Origin of the sequence: Bradyrhizobium sp. DOA9 (assembly GCF_000617845.2) — a bacterium.
Classification (GTDB): Bacteria; Pseudomonadota; Alphaproteobacteria; order Rhizobiales; family Xanthobacteraceae; genus Bradyrhizobium.
On the sequence record NZ_DF820425.1, the window covers coordinates 2,498,757 to 2,517,514 of the forward strand.

General features: G+C 64.8%; 19 protein-coding genes. 9 read left to right on the plus strand and 10 right to left on the minus strand.

Translation table 11 applies throughout. The features are described 5' to 3' along the window. The first annotated feature begins 75 nt into the window (after positions 1-75). Positions 76-1,998, plus strand: coding sequence for an ATP-dependent zinc metalloprotease FtsH (gene ftsH / locus BDOA9_RS11620; protein ID WP_025034110.1), 1,923 nt, complete (start codon positions 76-78; stop codon positions 1,996-1,998). A 233-nt stretch (positions 1,999-2,231) separates the two neighbouring features. Here ftsH and BDOA9_RS11625 read toward each other — a convergent pair whose 3' ends face one another. Continuing rightward, positions 2,232-3,089, minus strand: a complete 858-nt coding sequence (locus BDOA9_RS11625) for an alpha/beta fold hydrolase (protein ID WP_082847913.1) — start codon at positions 3,087-3,089, stop codon at positions 2,232-2,234. A 175-nt stretch (positions 3,090-3,264) separates the two neighbouring features. Here BDOA9_RS11625 and BDOA9_RS11630 point away from each other — a divergent pair, with 175 nt between their 5' ends. Next, a complete protein-coding gene (locus tag BDOA9_RS11630) occupies positions 3,265-4,707 on the plus strand; it encodes a hypothetical protein (RefSeq protein ID WP_025034112.1) in 1,443 nt (480 codons plus the stop codon). A 2-nt stretch (positions 4,708-4,709) separates the two neighbouring features. On the opposite strand, the gene BDOA9_RS11635 is transcribed toward BDOA9_RS11630, so the two are convergent. From BDOA9_RS11635 to BDOA9_RS11650, 4 genes are all read right to left on the minus strand, one after another. Further along, positions 4,710-5,393: a class I SAM-dependent methyltransferase gene (locus BDOA9_RS11635; RefSeq protein WP_025034113.1), complete on the minus strand. Its 684-nt coding sequence runs from the start codon at positions 5,391-5,393 to the stop codon at positions 4,710-4,712. A 9-nt stretch (positions 5,394-5,402) separates the two neighbouring features. Next, complete coding sequence (locus tag BDOA9_RS11640) at positions 5,403-6,398, minus strand: glycosyltransferase family 2 protein (RefSeq protein WP_025034114.1); 996 nt, start codon at positions 6,396-6,398, stop codon at positions 5,403-5,405. 162 nt (positions 6,399-6,560) lie between these two features. Beyond that, complete coding sequence (locus BDOA9_RS11645) at positions 6,561-8,051, minus strand: hypothetical protein (RefSeq protein ID WP_244521467.1); 1,491 nt, start codon at positions 8,049-8,051, stop codon at positions 6,561-6,563. A gap of 110 nt (positions 8,052-8,161) precedes the next feature. Beyond that, a complete protein-coding gene (locus tag BDOA9_RS11650) occupies positions 8,162-9,652 on the minus strand; it encodes a hypothetical protein (RefSeq protein WP_025034116.1) in 1,491 nt (496 codons plus the stop codon). A gap of 347 nt (positions 9,653-9,999) precedes the next feature. On the opposite strand from BDOA9_RS11650, the gene BDOA9_RS11655 reads away from it, so the two are divergent. From BDOA9_RS11655 to BDOA9_RS11670, 4 genes are all read left to right on the plus strand, one after another. Beyond that, entirely contained in the window at positions 10,000-10,164 is a 165-nt protein-coding gene (locus tag BDOA9_RS11655) for a Flp family type IVb pilin (protein ID WP_025034117.1), read from the plus strand. A 340-nt stretch (positions 10,165-10,504) separates the two neighbouring features. Next, positions 10,505-11,734: a glycosyltransferase family 87 protein gene (locus BDOA9_RS11660; RefSeq protein WP_025034118.1), complete on the plus strand. Its 1,230-nt coding sequence runs from the start codon at positions 10,505-10,507 to the stop codon at positions 11,732-11,734. Between the two features lie 461 nt (positions 11,735-12,195). Then, positions 12,196-12,615, plus strand: coding sequence for a hypothetical protein (locus BDOA9_RS11665; RefSeq protein ID WP_042335973.1), 420 nt, complete (start codon positions 12,196-12,198; stop codon positions 12,613-12,615). An 84-nt stretch (positions 12,616-12,699) separates the two neighbouring features. Next, entirely contained in the window at positions 12,700-12,960 is a 261-nt protein-coding gene (locus BDOA9_RS11670; RefSeq protein WP_152033232.1) for a hypothetical protein, read from the plus strand. Positions 12,961-13,052: 92 nt separating this feature from the next. Here the strand turns inward: BDOA9_RS11670 and BDOA9_RS11675 are convergent, their stop codons facing one another. Both BDOA9_RS11675 and BDOA9_RS11680 read right to left on the minus strand, forming a co-directional pair. Then, positions 13,053-13,841 carry an SDR family oxidoreductase gene (locus BDOA9_RS11675; RefSeq protein ID WP_025034121.1) on the minus strand — a complete coding sequence of 263 codons (789 nt, stop codon included), beginning with the start codon at positions 13,839-13,841 and terminating at the stop codon, positions 13,053-13,055. Next, positions 13,838-14,167 (minus strand): nuclear transport factor 2 family protein, encoded by a 330-nt coding sequence (locus BDOA9_RS11680; protein WP_025034122.1) that lies wholly within the window; start codon positions 14,165-14,167, stop codon positions 13,838-13,840. Before BDOA9_RS11680 ends, BDOA9_RS11675 begins: the two co-directional genes overlap by 4 nt. Positions 14,168-14,295: 128 nt before the next feature. Here BDOA9_RS11680 and BDOA9_RS11685 point away from each other — a divergent pair, with 128 nt between their 5' ends. Further along, positions 14,296-15,252 carry a LysR family transcriptional regulator gene (locus BDOA9_RS11685; RefSeq protein WP_025034123.1) on the plus strand — a complete coding sequence of 319 codons (957 nt, stop codon included), beginning with the start codon at positions 14,296-14,298 and terminating at the stop codon, positions 15,250-15,252. Between the two features lie 158 nt (positions 15,253-15,410). Then, positions 15,411-15,791, plus strand: a complete 381-nt coding sequence (locus BDOA9_RS11690) for a hypothetical protein (RefSeq protein ID WP_025034124.1) — start codon at positions 15,411-15,413, stop codon at positions 15,789-15,791. Positions 15,792-15,859: 68 nt separating this feature from the next. Here the strand turns inward: BDOA9_RS11690 and BDOA9_RS11695 are convergent, their stop codons facing one another. The 3 genes from BDOA9_RS11695 to BDOA9_RS11705 form a co-directional block, all read right to left on the minus strand. Beyond that, complete coding sequence (locus BDOA9_RS11695; protein ID WP_052363078.1) at positions 15,860-16,831, minus strand: ABC transporter substrate-binding protein; 972 nt, start codon at positions 16,829-16,831, stop codon at positions 15,860-15,862. A gap of 215 nt (positions 16,832-17,046) precedes the next feature. After that, on the minus strand, positions 17,047-17,235 hold the full coding sequence (locus tag BDOA9_RS37820) for a hypothetical protein (protein WP_152033234.1): 189 nt from the start codon (positions 17,233-17,235) through the stop codon (positions 17,047-17,049). 60 nt (positions 17,236-17,295) lie between these two features. Beyond that, the gene (locus BDOA9_RS11705; RefSeq protein WP_025034127.1) at positions 17,296-17,523 is read right to left on the minus strand and encodes a hypothetical protein; all 228 of its coding nucleotides are present in this window, start codon (positions 17,521-17,523) and stop codon (positions 17,296-17,298) included. Between the two features lie 450 nt (positions 17,524-17,973). Between BDOA9_RS11705 and BDOA9_RS11710 the strand changes: the two genes are divergently transcribed. After that, a complete protein-coding gene (locus BDOA9_RS11710) occupies positions 17,974-18,654 on the plus strand; it encodes a TetR/AcrR family transcriptional regulator (protein WP_025034128.1) in 681 nt (226 codons plus the stop codon). Positions 18,655-18,758: the final 104 nt, after the last annotated feature.

An 18,758-nucleotide genomic window follows, 5' to 3' on the forward strand; every position in this document is an offset into this window, starting at 1 on the left:
GGGATTTCCTCGCATTGACCAAATTCACTGCCCAAGGATCAGGGTCGCGATCCGCGCGACCACGAAGGAAGATCGATGAACGCCAATCTGCGCAATTTCGCCCTCTGGGTCATCATTGTTTTGCTGCTGTTGGCGTTGTTCACGCTCTTCCAGAATCCGGGTCAGCGCGCCTCCTCGCAGGACATCGCCTTCTCCCAGCTTTTGAACGAAGTTGACCGCGGCAATGTGCGCGACGTCGTGATCCAGGGGCCGGACATCCACGGCACCTTCACCAACGGCTCCAGCTTCCAGACCTATGCGCCGAATGACCCGACGCTGGTGAAGCGCCTCTATGACAGCAAGGTGCAGATCACCGCGAAGCCGCCGGGCGACAACGTGCCGTGGTTCGTCTCGCTGCTGGTCTCCTGGCTGCCCTTCATCGCGCTGATCGGCGTCTGGATCTTCCTGTCCCGCCAGATGCAGGGCGGCGCCGGCAAGGCGATGGGATTTGGCAAGTCGCGTGCGAAGATGCTGACGGAGGCCCACGGCCGCGTCACCTTCGAGGACGTTGCCGGCGTGGATGAGGCCAAGCAGGACCTGCAGGAGATCGTCGAATTCCTGCGCGACCCCGGCAAATTCCAGCGTCTCGGCGGCCGCATTCCGCGCGGCGTGCTGCTGGTCGGCCCTCCCGGTACCGGTAAGACCCTGATCGCGCGCGCGGTCGCGGGTGAAGCCAACGTGCCGTTCTTCACCATCTCCGGTTCGGACTTCGTCGAGATGTTCGTCGGTGTCGGCGCGAGCCGCGTCCGCGACATGTTCGAGCAGGCCAAGAAGAACGCGCCCTGCATCATCTTCATCGACGAAATCGACGCCGTCGGTCGTCACCGCGGCGCCGGCCTCGGCGGCGGCAATGACGAGCGCGAGCAGACGCTGAACCAGCTGCTGGTCGAGATGGACGGCTTCGAGGCCAACGAGGGCGTGATCCTGATCGCAGCAACCAACCGTCCCGACGTGCTCGATCCCGCGCTGCTGCGTCCGGGCCGCTTCGACCGCCAGGTCGTGGTGCCGAACCCCGACGTCGTCGGCCGCGAGCAGATCCTCAAGGTGCATGTCCGTAAAGTTCCGCTGGCGCCCGATATCAACCTCAAGACCATCGCGCGCGGCACCCCGGGCTTCTCCGGCGCCGACCTGATGAACCTCGTCAACGAAGCGGCGCTCACCGCCGCCCGCCGTAACAAGCGCATGGTGACGCAGGCCGAGTTCGAGGAAGCCAAGGACAAGGTGATGATGGGCGCCGAGCGCAAGTCGCTCGTCATGACCGAGGAAGAGAAGCTGCTGACGGCCTATCACGAAGGCGGCCACGCCATCGTCGGCCTCAACGTGCCCGCGACCGATCCGATCCACAAGGCCACCATCATCCCGCGCGGCCGTGCGCTCGGCATGGTCATGCAGCTGCCGGAGCGCGACAAGCTGTCGATGTCGCTGGAGCAGATGACCTCGCGCCTCGCCATCATGATGGGCGGCCGCGTTGCCGAAGAGTTGATCTTCGGCCGCGAGAAGGTGACCTCGGGCGCTGCGTCCGATATCGAGCAGGCCACGCGCCTGGCCCGCATGATGGTGACGCGCTGGGGCCTATCGGAAGAGCTCGGCACCGTCTCCTATGGCGAGAACCAGGACGAGGTCTTCCTCGGCATGTCGGTATCGCGCACGCAGAATGCCTCCGAAGCCACCGTCCAGAAGATCGATTCCGAGATCAAGCGCCTGGTCGAGGAAGGCTACAAGGAAGCGACCCGCATCCTCACCGAGAAGCGTGCCGACCTCGAGACGCTGGCCAAGGGCCTGCTCGAGTTCGAGACGCTGACCGGCGACGAGATCGTCGACCTGCTCAAGGGCAAGAAGCCGAACCGCGAGTCCGTGCTCGAGCCGACCACCCCGCGCGCCTCCGCCGTGCCCCCGGCGGGCAAGCCGCGCCCGCGTCCCGATCCGGATCCCGGCCTCGAGCCGCAGCCGCAGGCGTAACGCAAGCGGCATCGTGAATCGAAAACGCGGCGGAAACGCCGCGTTTTTTGTTGGCCTCGTCATTGCGAGCGCAGCGAAGCAATCCAGCGTCTTTACGCGGAGGCAGTCTGGATTGTTTCGCTGCGCTCGCAATGACGATGTGGACGCAGCTCACGCAATAATTTGGTACCGCCTCTCGGCTGTCGCCACAGGAGTGATGGGCGCGCCGTCGCTTGGCCCGCTCTGCGATAATCTCACTTCGCCGCTGCTCCGCCGCGCTCGAGAAACCGCAGCACATCCTGATTGAATTGCTCCGGGTCCTGCAGGAACGAGAAGTGGCTGACCTCCGGCTGGATCAAGAGGCCGGCGCCCGGAATGTTCGCGGCCATGAACTCGGTGTTCTCGCGCTTGATCGCCTCGTCGTGATCGCCATCCACGATCCAGGTCGGCACCTTGATCGCCGCGAGATCTGACGCCGTCCATTTCGGCTGGCTCTCCCACATCCTGGTGATGTCGTCGACGAAGCCCTTGTACTGCGTCGGCGTCGGCGACAGACGCTTGTACTCTTCGCCCGCCCGCGCGATGTAGGCGTTGAAGACCTCGCTCGAGGCGATGTCCGCAACGCCTGACGGGTCCGAGTTCGCCGCGAAGGCGAACAGCCTGCTCACCCGCTCCGGATGCTTCATCGCGATGTCGAGACCGATGATCGCCCCGTCGCTCCAGCCGACGATCGCCGCCTTCCTGATCTTGAGATGGTCGAGCAGGGCGACCACGTCCGAGGCCATCAGATCGTAGCCATAGGGCTCCTGGTTGCGGCTGCTGCGGCCATGGCCGCGGCTCTCCGTGACGATGACCTGATAATGCCGTTGCAGCGCGCGGACCTGGTGGCCCCAATAGTTGGCGTTGGCCAGGCCGCCATGCAGCAACAGGACGGGCTCGCCGCGGCCGAACACGGCGTACCAGACCTTGATGCCGTTGACGGGCGCAAGGCCGCTCTGTGCCGCCTTGGGCAAGGTTGGCGTTGGCGGCAGGCTGAGCCATTGCGGCGCTGCGTGCGCCGTCGTGACCGAGACCGTGATGAGAAGTGCAATGAAGAGATTGCGAAGCAGCATGACACCTTCCTTCTCGGCCATCGGATGATACCGCATGACTGAACGGGCGCGTCAGTTCCCAAGACTGTCCGCACCGAGAAGTGAACGCAGCGTGCGATCATGCCGGCCTGCCTTGGGGCAAAGGCGCGAAAACCCTAAAGAAGAACTTAACGCTTGCGGCCTATTTTGGCCCGCCATGACTGATCAGGTCGTCGACAGCGCGGTTCAACCGTTTTCGGCACGTGCAGCGCTCCCTTGGGCGGTGGGGCTGTTGCTCTATGCCGTGCTGCTGGCTATCGGCCCGCGGCTGCTCGGTGACCCCGACAGCTATTCCCACATCGAGGTCGGACGCTGGATCATCGCGCACGGTTCCCTGCCGACCAGCGACCCGTTTTCGTTCTCGAAGCACGGCGCGCCCTGGATCACCTTCGAATGGTTGTCCGAGGTCATCTATGCCGCCGTCTATGCGCTGGCCGGCTGGCCGGGCGTCGTCGCCATCGCGGCCGCGGCGATCGCGCTCGCCTTTGGCCTGCTCACGTACTTCCTGCTGCGCGAGCTTTCGCCGGCCCTGACCATCCTGATGGTGATCGCGGCCGTCGTCCTGCTGGCGCCGCACATGCTGGCGCGGCCCCATGTCCTCGTGCTGCCGCTGATGGTGACCTGGGCGGCCGCACTGGTTCGCTGCATGGACCGCAGCACGCCTCCGCCATATTGGGCCCTGCCGCTGCTGGTGCTGTGGACCAATCTGCATGGCAGCGTGGTGCTGGCGCTCGGATTGATCGGCCCGGCGGTGCTCGAGGCGCTGCTGCGCGAGCAGCGCAGCGAATGGCCGCGCGTGCTGCTGCGATGGCTGCCGTTCTCGGCGCTCGCCCTGGCGGCGTCCTGCCTGACGCCGCACGGCCCGGAACCGCTGCTGATGCCGCTGACCACGCTCGGCCTCGGCTCCGCGCTCGCCTGGATCACGGAATGGCGGCCGCAGGATTTCAGCCGCATCGGCGGCTTCGAGCTGCTGCTGCTGGGGAGCATCTTCGCGCTCTCGCGCGGCGTGACGCTGCCGGTCGTGCGGACCCTGGTGGTGATCGGCTTGCTCCATTTCGCGCTGGCGCAAATGCGCAATGCGGATCTGTTGGGCATGCTGGCGCCGCTCTATCTGGCGGCCCCGCTGGGCCGCACCTTCGGTGGGCCGAGCGAGAGCGAGACCGAAGGCTCCTCGCGCGGCTTGAACCTGGCTGCATTCGGCGTCCTGGCCGCGATCAGCGGCTTGGCACTGGCGCGCGACATCCGGCCCGCGCCGATCATCACGCCCGAGGCCGCCATCGCGCGGTCCGGCCTCGCCAAGGCGGAGCGCGTGCTCAACGATTATTCCTTCGGCGGCTATCTGATCTATGCCGGCATTCCCACCTTCATCGACGGCCGCGGCGAGCTCTATGGCGGGCCGTTCATCGACCGCTACAACCGCGCCCTGGCGCTGGTCGACCTCGGCGATCTGCTCAAGCTGCTCGACGAATACAGGATCGGCGCGACGCTGCTTGCGCCCGGCACGCCGGCCGTCGCGCTGCTCGACCGGCTGCCGGAGTGGCAGCGCGTCTACGGCGACGATGTGGCGGTCGTGCACAAGCGGCGGGCGACGCCGCAATAATTTCAGGCGGTGCCGAACGCGGCATATTGGCCGCCGAGCCAGACGCCGCCCAGCGCGCCTTCGAGGCGCCGCGCCGGTTTGTTGTCCCAGGGCAGCAGCAGGAAATGCCGCGCGCCGATCTCGCGCAGGCCGCTCGCCGCCATCAGCTTCCGGGTGGTGCCGGCCCCGAGCAACACGGCGTCCCGGTCGAACGCGCAGCGCGCAACGGCGAGGCGCGTCAGCGGGTTGTACGGATTGTGCTCGATCACGCAGACGAGCCCGCCGGGGCGCGTCACCCGCCGCATCTCGGCGATGAACTGCGCCCATTCGGCCGGCACGATGTGGTGCATCACGCAGATGGCGGTGACCAGGTCGAAGCTGGCATCGGCGAACGGAAAATTGCGGCCGTCATACTCCCGGTAGTCGACCCCGTGGTTGTGCGCGCGCGCCTGCGTCAGGCTGGCGGACGAGACGTCGATGCCGCTGAGGCGGCCGACCATGCCGTGCAGCAGCGGATGAAGGCTGCCGACGCCGCAGCCGACGTCCAGCATGTCTGGCTTCGCCGTGTCCAGCCGCTGCGCGATCAGGTCGCGCAGCAGGTCGGCCTTCGCGCGCATGAAGAAATCATGCGACAGACCCGAGAAGTCGATCGAGGATTGCACCACCTCGCGGTAATTGTCGTGATAGCCATCGAACAGCTCGGCCATGTGCCTAAGTCACTCGTTGACGGCGTGGATTGCGGGTGTCGTCGCGGCCTCGCCGCGGTCGAAGCCGATGCGCGCCTGCACCACGTAGAGCGGGCGGCGTTTCACCTCGGCATGGATGCGGCCGACATAAAGCCCGACGATGCCCGTCATCAGCATGTTGATGCCGCACAAGAGCGACACGACGACGATCGTCGAGGACCAGCCGGTGACGAGATGGCTGTCCTTGCTGAGCCACAGCAGCACCACCCAGCCGCCATAGAGCAGCGCGAGCCCGGAGACCGTCAATCCGCACCAGATCGCCAGCCGCAGGGGCAGATCGGAAAAGCCGAGCGCGGCGTTCACCGCAAGGCGCACCATCTTGAACAGCGGATATTTGGTTTCGCCCGCGGCGCGCTCGAGGCGATGGAAGGCGACCTCGGCCTGGCGGAAGCCGAGCCAGGCGATCATGCCGCGCACGAAGCGATCCTGCTCCGGCATCTGCCTGAGCGCGTCGAGCACCTTGCGATCGATCAGGCGGAAGTCGCCGACATCGGCGGGGATGCCGACGGACGACATCCTGCCGAGCAGCCGGTAGAACAGATGCGCGGTCGCGCGCTTGAAGCGGCTTTCGCCCTCGCGCGACAGGCGGCGGGCGTGGACGATGTCGTTGCCTTCCTTCCACTTCGCGATCAATTGCTCGATCACTTCGGGCGGATCCTGCAAATCGGCGTCCATGACGATGATGGCATCGCCCTGCGCGGCGTCCATGCCGGCGGTGATGGCGATCTGATGGCCGAAATTGCGCGACAGGCCGATGTAGCGAAAGCGCGTGTCGCGAACGGCGAGCGCTCGCAGCACGATCGAAGAGGAATCGCTGCTGCCGTCATCGACGAAGATCGCTTCGGCCGGTCCGTCGAGCCTGGACATGACCTGGTCGAGCCGGCGGAGCAGCACCGGCAGCACCGCTTCCTCGTTGAACACGGGGATGACGAGGCTGTAGCGGATCGATCTGGAATGGGCCGCCATGCGAGGGAGTCCGGCTGGGGTTGCAGGGGCGGAAGTCTATGAGCAGGTGGTTAAGGCCGCCTTGCCGCAACCGTTAAGGGTCTATCGCCCGGAGCATTGGTGAGGGCGCGGACCGGAATGGTGAAGCGCGGTTAACCACGCTTTCGCCGCCGCGGCTTCGCCCTAGGGCGTGCGGCGAATCCTGTAGAGGACAAACCGCTTCGAGGTCTCCAGCACCTCCAGCCGATCCGGCAGCGGATTTGCGGCCGGCGATCCCAGCACATAGAGGTAGTCGAAATCCCGGTCCCAAGTGCGGACGAATGGCGGAGTGTCCGCCGGCGCCTGGCCCGCCGCGATCACGGCAAGCAGGGCTGACGGGACCGGTCCGCCATAGGGAATGGCAATGTTGCGCACCGCCTCGCGCGGCCGCACGGGCTGCTTGCCCGTTTCCGTGAACAGGTTGGGCACGAACGCGCTGGCATAGTGCACCGCCAGCGTCGGCGCATAATACATCGGATAGGAGGTGAGGTCGGCGAAGGGCGGATCTCCCTTGTCGTCCGTGCTGCCGACGAGAACGCGCGCGCCGCGATCGATCTTCCGGAACGAGGCGATCATCGCCGCATAGTCGGCACGGTAAGGCAGCCAGACCGCGAGCACGACAGCGAGATTGAGCAGTATGATGCCGCTGATCGCAGCGAGCGCAGCCATTCGCCACGGCCGGCCCGGCAAGGACAGCGAGCAGAACGCCGGCAGGATCAGCGCCGCGGCGGGAATCATGCGAAGGTCGACGAACGAGGTCCCGAGCAGCTTCGAGGGAATGGCGAGGTAAAGCAGCGCAAAGCCGGTTGCGATCCAGATCCCGGCCGGCTCGAGCCGGAGCACGCCGCGCCTTGCGGCGAACAGCAGCGCGATCATCAGCGCCAGGCCAGTGACCGCCGCGATCGTCAGATTGTAGCCGTTCATGATGCGCAGCGGCCAGACCGGCTTGAATGCGACGAACCAATCGTTGCCTTCGCTTCCGATCGCGCCTGCCGTGACATGCATGAGCGCAAGCAGCGCGAGCGCCGGCAGGGCCAGCGCGCCGAGCCGCGCGGCCGCGACGGGATACCCGCCTTGGCGGATGCGCGACAGCTCGAAAAGGCCGAGCGTCGCGCCGTAGATGCCGAGCGAGAAGAAATGCGCCACGTAGAGCGCGGCGACGAAGACCAGATTGGCGGCGAAGCGCAGCGGCCAGGGGCCTTCGGCCAGCATCAGATAGACGGCGATGCCCCACAGCGCGAGGCCGAGCCCGAACTCGAAATTCACGAAACCCCAGCTGAACGGCAGGCAATAGAGGAAAGCGAGCGCGGCGAAGCCGGCGAGATGGATGCGTCCCTTCCTGACCCGTTCGAGCAGCAGCGCACCGGTGACGATCAGGACCTGGCTCAGCAGCAGAAACAGCCGCGTGGCGTTCTCGACGCTCATCAGCCGCGCCAGCTGCGGGACCAGCAGGTCCATGCCGAGGTTGGGATAGAAGGCCCAGGTCACCTCGTAATACGGATTGGCCCCCGGGGTGCCGTTCTGGCTCAGAATGTACATGCGGGCGAGGTGATTGGGATAATCGACCATCGCCGGGATGGGCGTCAGCAGCACCGGAACGAACGAGACGACTGCCAGCACCGCAAGCACGATCATCGCCGCGGCTCGGTCCGGGTCGGGACCAGCCGGGTCTGTCAGGGTCGGCTTGCTGAAAGGAACCATGTGATGGAGCCGCTGAGGCCGACCACGCGCGCTGGAGCAGGTCCTCACTTCGCAGGCGCCGCGGTCGCGCCGTCTGCGCTGTCGCGCACGTGGATGACGGCGATGTCGTCCGCGTAGATCCGCTTCCAGCCCTTGAGCTGGTCGAGGATCTGCGGGCCCGGCGCATCGGCGCCCAGCAGCGTCGCGTCGATCCTGTACGCGTCGAGCAGGCGCGGCAGCAGCTCGGGCTTCTTGCCCTCGGTCGCCCTGAAGAAGTCCATGATGAACTTCTCGCCGTAGAGCTCGGCGCGGCCGTCGACGAAGACGGGGATATCGCGCGAGATCAGATAGCCGCCGAACTGGTAGGCGTTGAAGACGCGCTGCACCTTGCGCTGCTCGAGCAGGTCGACCGCCGCAACCGGCGTCTGTGTCATCGTGAAGCTGAAGCGGTGGTGCCCCAGATAGAGCGAGGTCGAGGTCCAGCTTGCCGCCACGATCATCAGCGCGCCGAGCGCCGTGAGGGTGCGGCCCGGCCAACTTTCGGCACCGGCGGCGTCAGTCGCCGGCTGCGGGAACATCTCGCCGAGTGGCTTTGCCAGCACCAGCGGCACCAGGAACGCAAACGCGTCGATGCTCCTGACGTGGCTCAGCGCGCTCCAGGTCAGGAACAGGATCAGGAAGATCCGGGGCGCCGACAGCACCAGGCCGCGATAATAGCCGAAGGCGATCAGGGCGAGCAGGGCGCCTTCGAACGGGGTGAACGTGGCGAAGTTCGCCGGCATCCATTCGAGGATCAGCGTCAGTAGCTCGCCGAGGCTGAGGATGTTGGTCGCGCCCTGCAGCGTTCGCCAGCCATAGGGCGTGCAGCAGCTTGCAGCCAGCGCTCCGATTCCGAACAGCACCCAGCGCGTGAACAGGGCAAGCCGCCGGCCCTTCTCGGCATGCTCGACCGCCTCCAGCGAGATCGGGCCGATCAGCGCGAGCCCGAGCACGAAGCCGCCATGCAGGTTCGCCCACAGCGCCATCAGCGGCAGCCAGGTCCAGGACGGAACGCTCCTGCGGTTCGCAGCCGCCATCAGCAAGCCGGCCCACGCCACCATCACGGGCAACGCCAGGATGTGCGGGCGCGCCAGCACGTGATGGATCGACAGCAGCAGCGCCAGCATCGCGAACAGCACCGCGCGCGGGGCCCCGATATGCGCCTCGAGGAAATGGACGAAGATCGCGACGGTGAGCGCGACGGCGGCCGCGGTGAGGATGACGGGGCCCGCCCAGCCCCATTGCGCATGCGAGAAGGCGAACGCGACCTGCGACAGCCAGGACGTCGAGATCCACGGCGCGCCCGTCCGCGTGAAGGAATAGAAGTCGATCGTGGGCATGGCGCGGTGATCGAGGATCCATTGCCCGATCTTGATCTGCCAGAACGAGTCGGAATCCTGAAGCAGCGTATCGCCGAGGAACAGGAAGAACAGATAGGCGCCGGCGCCGACGCACAACGGCACCAGGGCGCGCGCGCGGCCCTGCACCGCGATGCTGTTGGCGAAGGAAATGGACATGCCGCCTCGTCGTCCTGGTGTTCTTGCCGGTCCGGCCATGATCCGGAGGGCAGCGTGCGCACCACCCCGCCCGCGCTTCAGTCCGGGCGGGCGGCATTGGACCACGCCGGTCATAACTTCGGGTAAACCGGTCGCGCCAGGCCGGATTCATATGTTTACAATTTAACGGATTGTTTCGAACTTCGATTTACCATGGGCCAATACACGCAATCCGCCGAGTGTTTACGCGGTCGAATTAACTGCGGCGCAATTCTTTGCCTCTACGTTCCGTTGTCATGGTCGGGCGGCGCTGGGAAGCCGAAGAGACCTGAACAGTTGTAGCCTCGTGTACTCATTTGGAGCACTCTATGAAGAACCTCGTTGCGCGTTTCTTGAAGGATGAATCCGGCGCCACCGCCATTGAATACGGCCTGATCGCTGCCGGCATCGCGCTGGCGATCATCACCGTCGTCAACAACCTCGGCACCACGCTGAACGCCAAGTTCAGCTCGATCTCGACCAGCCTCAAGTAAGCTGGACGATCAGCGAAATAGCGAAGAGCCCCGTCATCGACGGGGCTCTTTTGCTTTGCCTTGTGCCGCCGGGCAGGGCGCTCGCATCTGGGAGTGATCTCGCTTGTGGCCATCCTTCGAGACGCCCGCCTCCGGCGGGCCCTCAGGATGAGGACGGCGTGTGTGGCAGCAGTCGAGCGGTCGCCGATGCTGCTTGGCCTCATCCTCAGGAAACCGCGAAGCGGTCGTCTCGAAGGACGAGGCGCCGGGGGCTTCGACCAGCGGGCTTAAGCCTCCTTCAAGCCAGTCAGGTGTATCGCTTGAACGCATCTCGCGTCACCGTATCGCGTAAGGAAGCCGCATGGCCGAAGCCTCGTCCGTCCCGCCTGCCGCCCGCCGCCACGGTGCGATCCCTGCGATCCTCGTCAACATCTCCTTCGTGCTGGCGATCGTCACGCTGGCGTATTTTCCGACGGCCTATCTCACACACCTGTGGATCTTTGACGCCGACGGGCGCGGCATCCCCACCGATTTCGTCAATGTCTGGGCAGCCGGAAAGCTGGCGCTCGAGGGTCATCCGGCCCAGGCCTGGGATTGGGACATCCAGAAGCAGGTCGAGCTTGCGCTGCTCAAGCAGGATTTCGTCGGCCATTTCGCCTGGCACTATCCGCCGCCCTTCCTGTTCGTCGCGTCCTTTCTTGCGCAATTTCCCTATGCAACGGCCTTCATCGGCTGGGTGGCGTTCAGCATGGTGCCGTATCTCGCCGTGATGCGCACGATCGTCGGGCGCAATGCGGGCCTGGTGATTGCAGCTGGATTTCCGGCCGCCTTCATCAACATCCTGGTCGGGCAGAACGGCTTCCTCACGGCATCGCTGATCGGCGGCATGCTCTATCTGCTGCCGACGCGGCCGGTGCTGGCCGGAATCTGCCTCGGCCTCTTGAGCTACAAGCCGCAATACGGATTGTTGTTTCCGCTTGCACTGCTCGCCGCCGCCGAATGGACCGTGCTGTTCACCGCCGCGATCGTCACCATTGCGCTCGCTGCGCTATCCTGGTTCGCGTTCGGCACCGAAAGCTGGCAGGCGTTCTTCCACTGGATCCCGATGTTCTCCCAGGCCTTCCTGACCGAGGGCCGGGCGCCATGGTTCAAGATGCAGAGCATCTTCGCGCTGGTGCGCTACGTCGGCGGCACCGAGCAGCTCGGATGGATCTTCCAGTGGGTGTTGACCGCTTCTGTGGCCGTGGTGCTGGTCGGGGTGTGGCGGAGCCGGCTGCCCTACGCCCTCAAGGCGGCGATGCTCGCGACCGCGGCGCTGCTCACGACGCCCTATCTTTTCATGTACGATCTGGTCGTGCTGGGCATCGCGGTCGCCTTCCTCATCCGCGCCGGGCTCGACGAAGGGTTCGCGCGGCACGAGGTGATGGCGCTGGCGCTCGTCTTCGCGCTGCTTGCGAGCTTCCTGTTTCTCGGGCAACCGGTCGGCTTCCCGGCGATCCTGGTCGTGTTCGGGCTGATCCTCGGACGCTGCGCAGCCTGGCGGAGTGCCGAGGCCGCATCGGTGCAGCTCCCGATCACGCGAACGAGCTGAGAAGCTCGACCAGGCTCTGATCGGTTCGGGCGAGACTCCAGGACATCACGCAGAGCCGTTTGCTGTCAGCCATGTCGATGTCTGAATTGAGGTAGCATCGCACCTCGGGCAGATTGCTGAAAATTCTAATTGCCTTTGAACAAAACGAAGACGTTCTTTGTTGATGGGAAGTTAATGCAACAACGATGGAGGCAGGAAAAGCAGGGGCTCATGGAGGAGTATCATGCGTTCAGGAATGCATCTTTGTGGAGTAGCACTGGTAGCTTTGATATTTGGAACCCCGACTCTTGGTGCCACAGCCCTAGGCGCGCAGCAGAAGGGGGTGGAGCACCCCAAGAAGGCCAAACACGTCAATCGGGCGAATGGGCTTCGCGCAGTCGATTATCGGGCGCATAGGGTTCGCCCAAATTGTTGGATAATGCCGCATCATCCAGCGTGCGATGCGTTTGCATTCTGGGGTGATGTTGGAGTCGACCCCGGCCCCGGCTTCGGTGCTGGACTTGGTGCTGGTCTTGGAGCTGGTCTTGGAGCTGGTCTTGGAGCTGGCCTTGGAGCTGGCCTTGGTGGCCCCGGCGGTGGAGCTGGTGCCGGCGGTGGACCTGGCGGCGGAGGTGGCTCCGGCAGCGGCGGCGGACCTAGTGCCGGCGGTGGACCCGGTGGCGGCGGTGGCCCCGGCAGCGGCGGTCCCGGTGGCGGCGGCGGACCTGGTAGCGGTGGCGGTGGCGGCGGTGGCCCTGGTCCCGCTCTTGGAAATCCTGGTAACGCGCTCTCTGTTGGACGTGCAACCGAAGGGCCGCCCAAGGGCACCAATCTCAGTGTCTTTGGATTTCCGCCGGGTATCACCGGGAGATCTTCAGCAACTCCGAATTCGGGATCTATGAGTCCGACGACGGGCCAAGGTATTGGCCCCGGTAATTCTTCCTCCGGCCACGGCGCTGCTTCGGCCGCTGCAGCTGGTGGTCCCGGTGGAGGACCTGGCGGCGGCGGTGGACCCGGTGGTGGAGCCGGAGCCGGAGGCGGTGGCGGAGCTGGCGGAGGCGGTGGAGCCGGTGGTGGCGGAGGCGGCGGCGGAGCTGGCGGCGGCGGCGGAGCCGGTGGTGGCGGAGCCGGAGGTGGTGGCGGAGCTGGAGGCGGGGGCGGAGCTGGAGGCGGGGGCGGAGCTGGAGGTGGAGGAGGGGGCGGAGCTGGAGGTGGGGGCGGAGCTGGAGCTGGTAGGTAGTCGATAAACCCAGCATCAGGAGTCCCCGCCGAATGCGCTTGGCGGGGACTCTTGTTTTGAGTCGCGCAATCCAGGTGACGTGTGAACGAGTCTCTTTGATCAGACGGTCGGGACGGTGCCGCCGTCGACAACAAACTCAGCACCGTGGATCGAGGCGGCGCGATCCGAGGCCAAGTAGGCAATGACGTCGGCGACCTCATAAGGTTCGGCCGCACGGCCGATGGAAATCCCGCCCAGACTATCCAGGACGACTTGCCGCGCCTGTTCGATGGAACCGCCATTGGCAGCCTGAATGCGCTTCAGCAGGTCGAGGGAGGACTCGGTCATGATCCAGCCGGGAGAGACGACGTTGACCCGCACGCCCTTCGGTCCCAGCTCCTTGGAGATCGACTTGCTGTAGGTTCTGAGCGCAGCCTTGGCGGCGGCGTAGGCGGTGGTCGCTTCGGGAAGCGGCAGGACCGACTGGATGGAGGTGACGTGCACCACCGCGCCCGCGCCCCGCTCGATCATTTGCGGGATCAGGAGGCGGTCGAGGCGGACCGTGGCCAGCAGGTTCAGGTTTAGTTCGGAGAGCCAGTGGTCGTCCGTCAGGGCTACAAAGCCGCCGCCCGGCGTGGACGATCCGCCGATCACATGGGCCAGGATGTCGACGCCGCCCAAACGCTCGAGCGCCGCCTTGGCCAGGGCTTCCCCGCCTTCGGCCGTGGTCAGGTCCGCCTGGACGAATTCGACGGCGCCCATTGGCTCCATCGCTCCGCGGGCGGCGGTGATCACCCGGGCGCCGCCGGCGAGGAAGCGGTCGACTGTGGCCCGACCCAGCCCCTTGGTGCCGCCGCTGACGAGCACGCGTTTGCCCGCGAACTCGGTCGGATCAGCCTTGATGGTCATGCCGTGATCTCCAGGGCCTTGATGGCGTCGTCTTCCAGCGTGAAGCGGTAGGTGAAGCGGATCGGGCTGCCCTTGAAGTCGCCATGGCCAGGACCTTCGACGACGACCTGGCCGTCCTCGTGCCGGACGGTGTCCGGCGTGAAAATCGCCTTCGCCCCGACCACCGCTTCTTCGAGCAAATGCTTTATTTCGGCGTGCCCCCGAAGAACGTCGCCGTTATCGCGGAGGATGGCGTCGGCTGCGAAGGGTTTGAGCATGCCGTCAACATCCAGGCGGGCATTCGCGGCCACATACGCGGCGATCGGGGATGGAAGTTCGAGCGTCATTGTCCTTGTCCTGCTTGCTGCGGGCGAAGCCGCGGCGGATGCAATTGTGGTTGCCGACCAAGATAGCGATAGACAGGTCGCGCAATAATCAGGACAATTCGGGATGTATCATCACGAAATCCGGGATAATTGTGCAAAGTAGCCTGAACGAATTGGACGCAGTTCTCATGGTCGCCCGCCGGGGCAAGTTCCGAACGGCTGCGCTTGAGCTTGGGGTCTCAACGACCGCGCTCAGCAACGCGGTCGGAAAGCTGGAGCGCACGCTCGGCGTCCGGCTCTTCAATCGGACGACGCGAAGTGTCTCCTTGACCGAGGCAGGTCAGCGGTTCGTCGCGCAGGTCGCTCCTGCCGTGCAGGACATTCATGAGGCGATGGAAGTTGCGCGCTCTCAACAGGCCACGCCTTCGGGCACACTGCGCATCAATGCCTTTCCGACAGCGGCGCGAGAAATCTTCTCGTGGCTTGTCCTGCCATTTCTCCGAGCGCACCCTAAGGTTCACATCGACATCGTCACGGAGGGGCGCCTGGTGGACATTGTCGCGGCCGGTTTTGACCTCGGCGTCCGTAGGACCGACCTCGTGCCGGCCGATATGATCGCACTCCCATTGGGTGTCGCGCGGCGCAGTGTCGTCGTGGGCACGCCGACCTATTTGCAAGCGCACGGGACGCCCCTGACTCCCCAGGACCTCACCAAGCATGCTTGTCTGCGCGTTCGGCTCCCCAATGGCGCGATCCATCGCTGGCCGTTTGAGAAGGATGGACAATCGGTCCATATCGACGTCGAGGGCGCCGTCACGCTCGACGAAGCCAGCCTCGCACGCGCCGCAGTCCTCGCCTCGGTCGGTCTGGCCCTGGTAATGGAATCCGACGTACGAGACGACATCGAGGCAGGCCGCCTTGTGCGCGTGCTAGAGGATTGGACGCCCATTCTGTCGCCGTTGAGTCTCTACTATCCGAGCCGACGCAACCCGACCGCCGCGTTCAAGGCATTCGTCGACTTCGCGCGGCGGCAAAGTGGAGCCAGTATTGCCCTGACGCCGTCCAGAGGTTCGGAAGCGCCACTAACGGACATTCGACCGCTGTAAATTCAACGCCGGTTATGGGTCAAAACCGTTTGCCGGCTGAAAGCCGGAGATTTCGGCTGAGCGCCAGAAGCGCAACGCAGCTGGCAGTTTACCGAAGCTTAGCGCTCGTTGCGGCACAACCGACAGATATTGCGCCTTCGCACGAGGGATGTCCGCGCGTGAGAACGCTGCTCAAAATTGCCATCGTGGCGGTCTGCGCTGCAATCTTCACGGCAGTGCTCGTGGTCATCGTCGTGGCTGGCATCCTGGGGATGCCATGGAGCAGGACGTTGCAAATATTGAGCTCCGAGACGGGACTGTATCTCTTGCCAACCATCATCTTCTTCGAATTCTATTTCCTCACGAACGATCTGTTGGCCTATCTTTGCGAGAAATACGAGCTGGACCTCGGGCTACGTTTCTCGGAGGTGTCATTCAAGTTCGACCTCGACAACCTTGACACACCCATTCCGCTCAGGACGAAGCTCGTTCAGCTGTATCCGCTCGGCATTCTGCTCGCTCTGCTTGGGTTGGTTGTCGCGCTGACGATGCGGCAATAGGGCCGGTCCCTCAGGGGCAGCAGCGGGTCAAAGGCGGTCAGGAGGCCGGCTAAGCAACGTCAGAGTGTCTACTCGATGACTGCGTCGGCGCGCGTAAGCAGGGTGGGCGGCACGTTGATGCCGAGTGCCTTGGCGGTCTGGAGATTTATGACGAGTTCGTACTTTGTCGGCCGTTCGACCGGCAGATCACCGGGTTTCGTACCCTTAAGAATCCTGTCGACAAGAGTCGCGGACCGACGAAATTGATCGGCCAGGTCGATTCCGTAGCTCAAGAGAAGGCCCGCTTCGGCGTATTCTCTCACGGCAGAGATGGCAGGCAGCCGATTTCTGACGGCCATGACTCCAATCTCGCCGCGATGGTTGAACAGCACCCCATCGCTCAACACGACAAGCACCTGCGCGCGCTCCCTCACCAGTGTCGCGAATGCCGGTTCGAGTATGTCCGGGCCGCGAGCCTCGGCCGAAACCAGGGTCAAGCCCAGCGTCTGGCCGGCTTCGCGCAGCGATGCCAGCCGCTTCTGGTTGGGCGCAAAGTCGGGATTCCACAGAATCCCCACCCGCGAGACATTCGGCAGGGTGTCCTTCAGAAATTCGAGCCGCTTGCCGTTGATCTCGTCGCCGGGCTCCGAGCTGAAGCCCGTGACATTGCCGCCAGGGCGCGCAAGACTGGCGACCAGCCCTGCGCTAACCGGCTCGGCACTGTTCGCCATCACGATCGGAATCGTCCGGGCCGCCTTCATGGCCGCAACCGTGGTCGCGTTGGTCCCGGAAACGATGATGTCCACACCGAGACCCGCGACCTCCGTGGCCAGCGTCGCCAGCCGCCCCATGTCTCCGTCGGCAAAACGGTACTCGATGACGATATTCTCGCCGACGCGGTAGCCGAGGCTTCGCAGGCCCGCTTCAAAGGCTCCAATATTACGGAGTGTTTGCTCCCGCGACGCGCTCGCGAGGTAACCTATTCTATAGACCTTCGTTGCCGGTTGTTGCGCACGGATGCCTGACGGCCACGTCGCTGCCGCACCGCCGATCAGCCCCATGAACTCGCGTCGTCGCATTGAGCACCGCGGAGGAAACGCCGGTTCAAAGCCTAGCACCTTGCGACGAGATGGCCAGTGAGAATAGGCAATCAATGATGTCCGAGCTGCGTCTCAACGTCCGCTTCGGGTCATATGCGGGCGTCGAATCATGGTGTCACGTCTGGCAGCGACTCGTTCCTAGTTCAGCGTGGGCCATTGAATCACTCGCCGCCGCATCACAGAGCTTTCAGCAGGCGCTGATGGAGCGCTGCGGCATTGGGCTGCCGAGCGACCCACTCCAGGTTACGTTCGCCGTCGATCTTCACCCGATACGTACGCGTAGGCGGATGGCCGTGGACATGAGCAGAGCCGAGAACGGCGACACCGAGGACCGGGAACGCTGCGATGGCACGCTTGATCTTCATCTTAGATTCTTACAGGCCTTTGCCGCTTGGCTTTGAACGAAGGACGGTAGGTGCACACTTTCAATCGCGCATTTGCTGGCGCTGGCGATGAAAGACAAAGATCATCACGCCGTTCACGACAAAAACACCGTAGAAAACGACGGCTGCGTATTCGGCGGGAACCTGAAAAAACATCATTGCAAAGAGCAGGACGATCGCCCATCCGGCGTTAATCATGACTCTCTTGAGCAGCGCTCCATGGGTAGGGACACCTGCGAACCAGTCGCTCAAGAAGTACCACAGACTCATACGGGCCTCATTGTGGCGAGCTGCAATGGATGGGTACGACTCCTGTAGTCGAACGGTGCTAAGCGTGCATTAACTGGCGCGTGCAACCCGGCACTCCAAAAGCGCCACTTTGTCGCTGACGATCAAGACGACCATTCGTCCCTGATTGGCCGAGGATGAAGTAGGTCGCGGGCCGGTCGAGCTCGTGGGCGATCTTCGGCCGGTAGACGTCGGACCAGGGACGGTGCCCACCAGTCGGCCGGTCCTGCACCGTTGGAGGCGGCCTCGACAGAGATGCCGCCCAACGCAGCCTTGGCGCCCCCGTCCGCTCACCATGACGCTTCACGCATTTGCATCTTGTCATTCACTCTGAATAGTTGTTCAGTCCTTGCGGGGCGATTTGCATCTTTTTGCGTGAGAAACGTTCGGCCGCAGGGCGTGCGGCCGGCGTGGTGGGACAGGAAGCGCGCCATGGTTTATCGGCGGACGCATCAAGTGGTGAAGCGCCTTGCGGCGCGGCGCAGCGCGATTTTGGCGGCAGCGCGGGAGGCGGCGGCGGAAGGCGGGATGGCGGCGGTGCAGATCGCGCCGGTCGCGGTCCGGGCCAATGTCGCGGCCGGCACGGTCTACCGCTATTTCCCCTCCAAGGCAGAGCTGATCTCCGAGCTCATTGCCGAAGTCTCCCGCGATGAGCTCGCGGCGATCCGAAGGGCGGCCGATGCCGCGCCGGGGCCGTCCTCGGCGCTGGCCGCCGCGGTCACCACCGTGGCGGTCCATACGCTGTCGCAGCGCCGGCTGGCCTGGGGCATCCTGGCCGAGCCGGTCGATGTCGATGTCAGCGCCTCCCGCCTTGCCAGCCGGCGCGAGATCGCCGGCGAGATCGCTGGCCGGATCGACGCTGCAGTGCGCGCCGGCCATCTGCCGGCACAGGACACCGCGCTCGCCGCCACCGCCTTGCTCGGCGCGCTGCACGAGGCTCTGGTCGGCCCGCTCGCGCCCGACAATCTCGATGATCCCGTCAAGATGCGCGATGCGGTGCAGACCGTGACGTTGCTGGCGCTGCGCGCCGTCGGCGTCATGGACGCCCGCGCCCGTGGTCTCGTGGTGCAGCAGACGCTGCTGCCGACGACCAAGGCGCTGGTCGGCGCGTAAGAAAAAGCGCGCCGCGGGCGAGGTGGCGAGGTGATCGCGCTCAGGCCGTTGCCCGAGCGGGTCTTTTCGCAAAACCCCCGCAAATCCGGCCGAGCGGGCCGGCT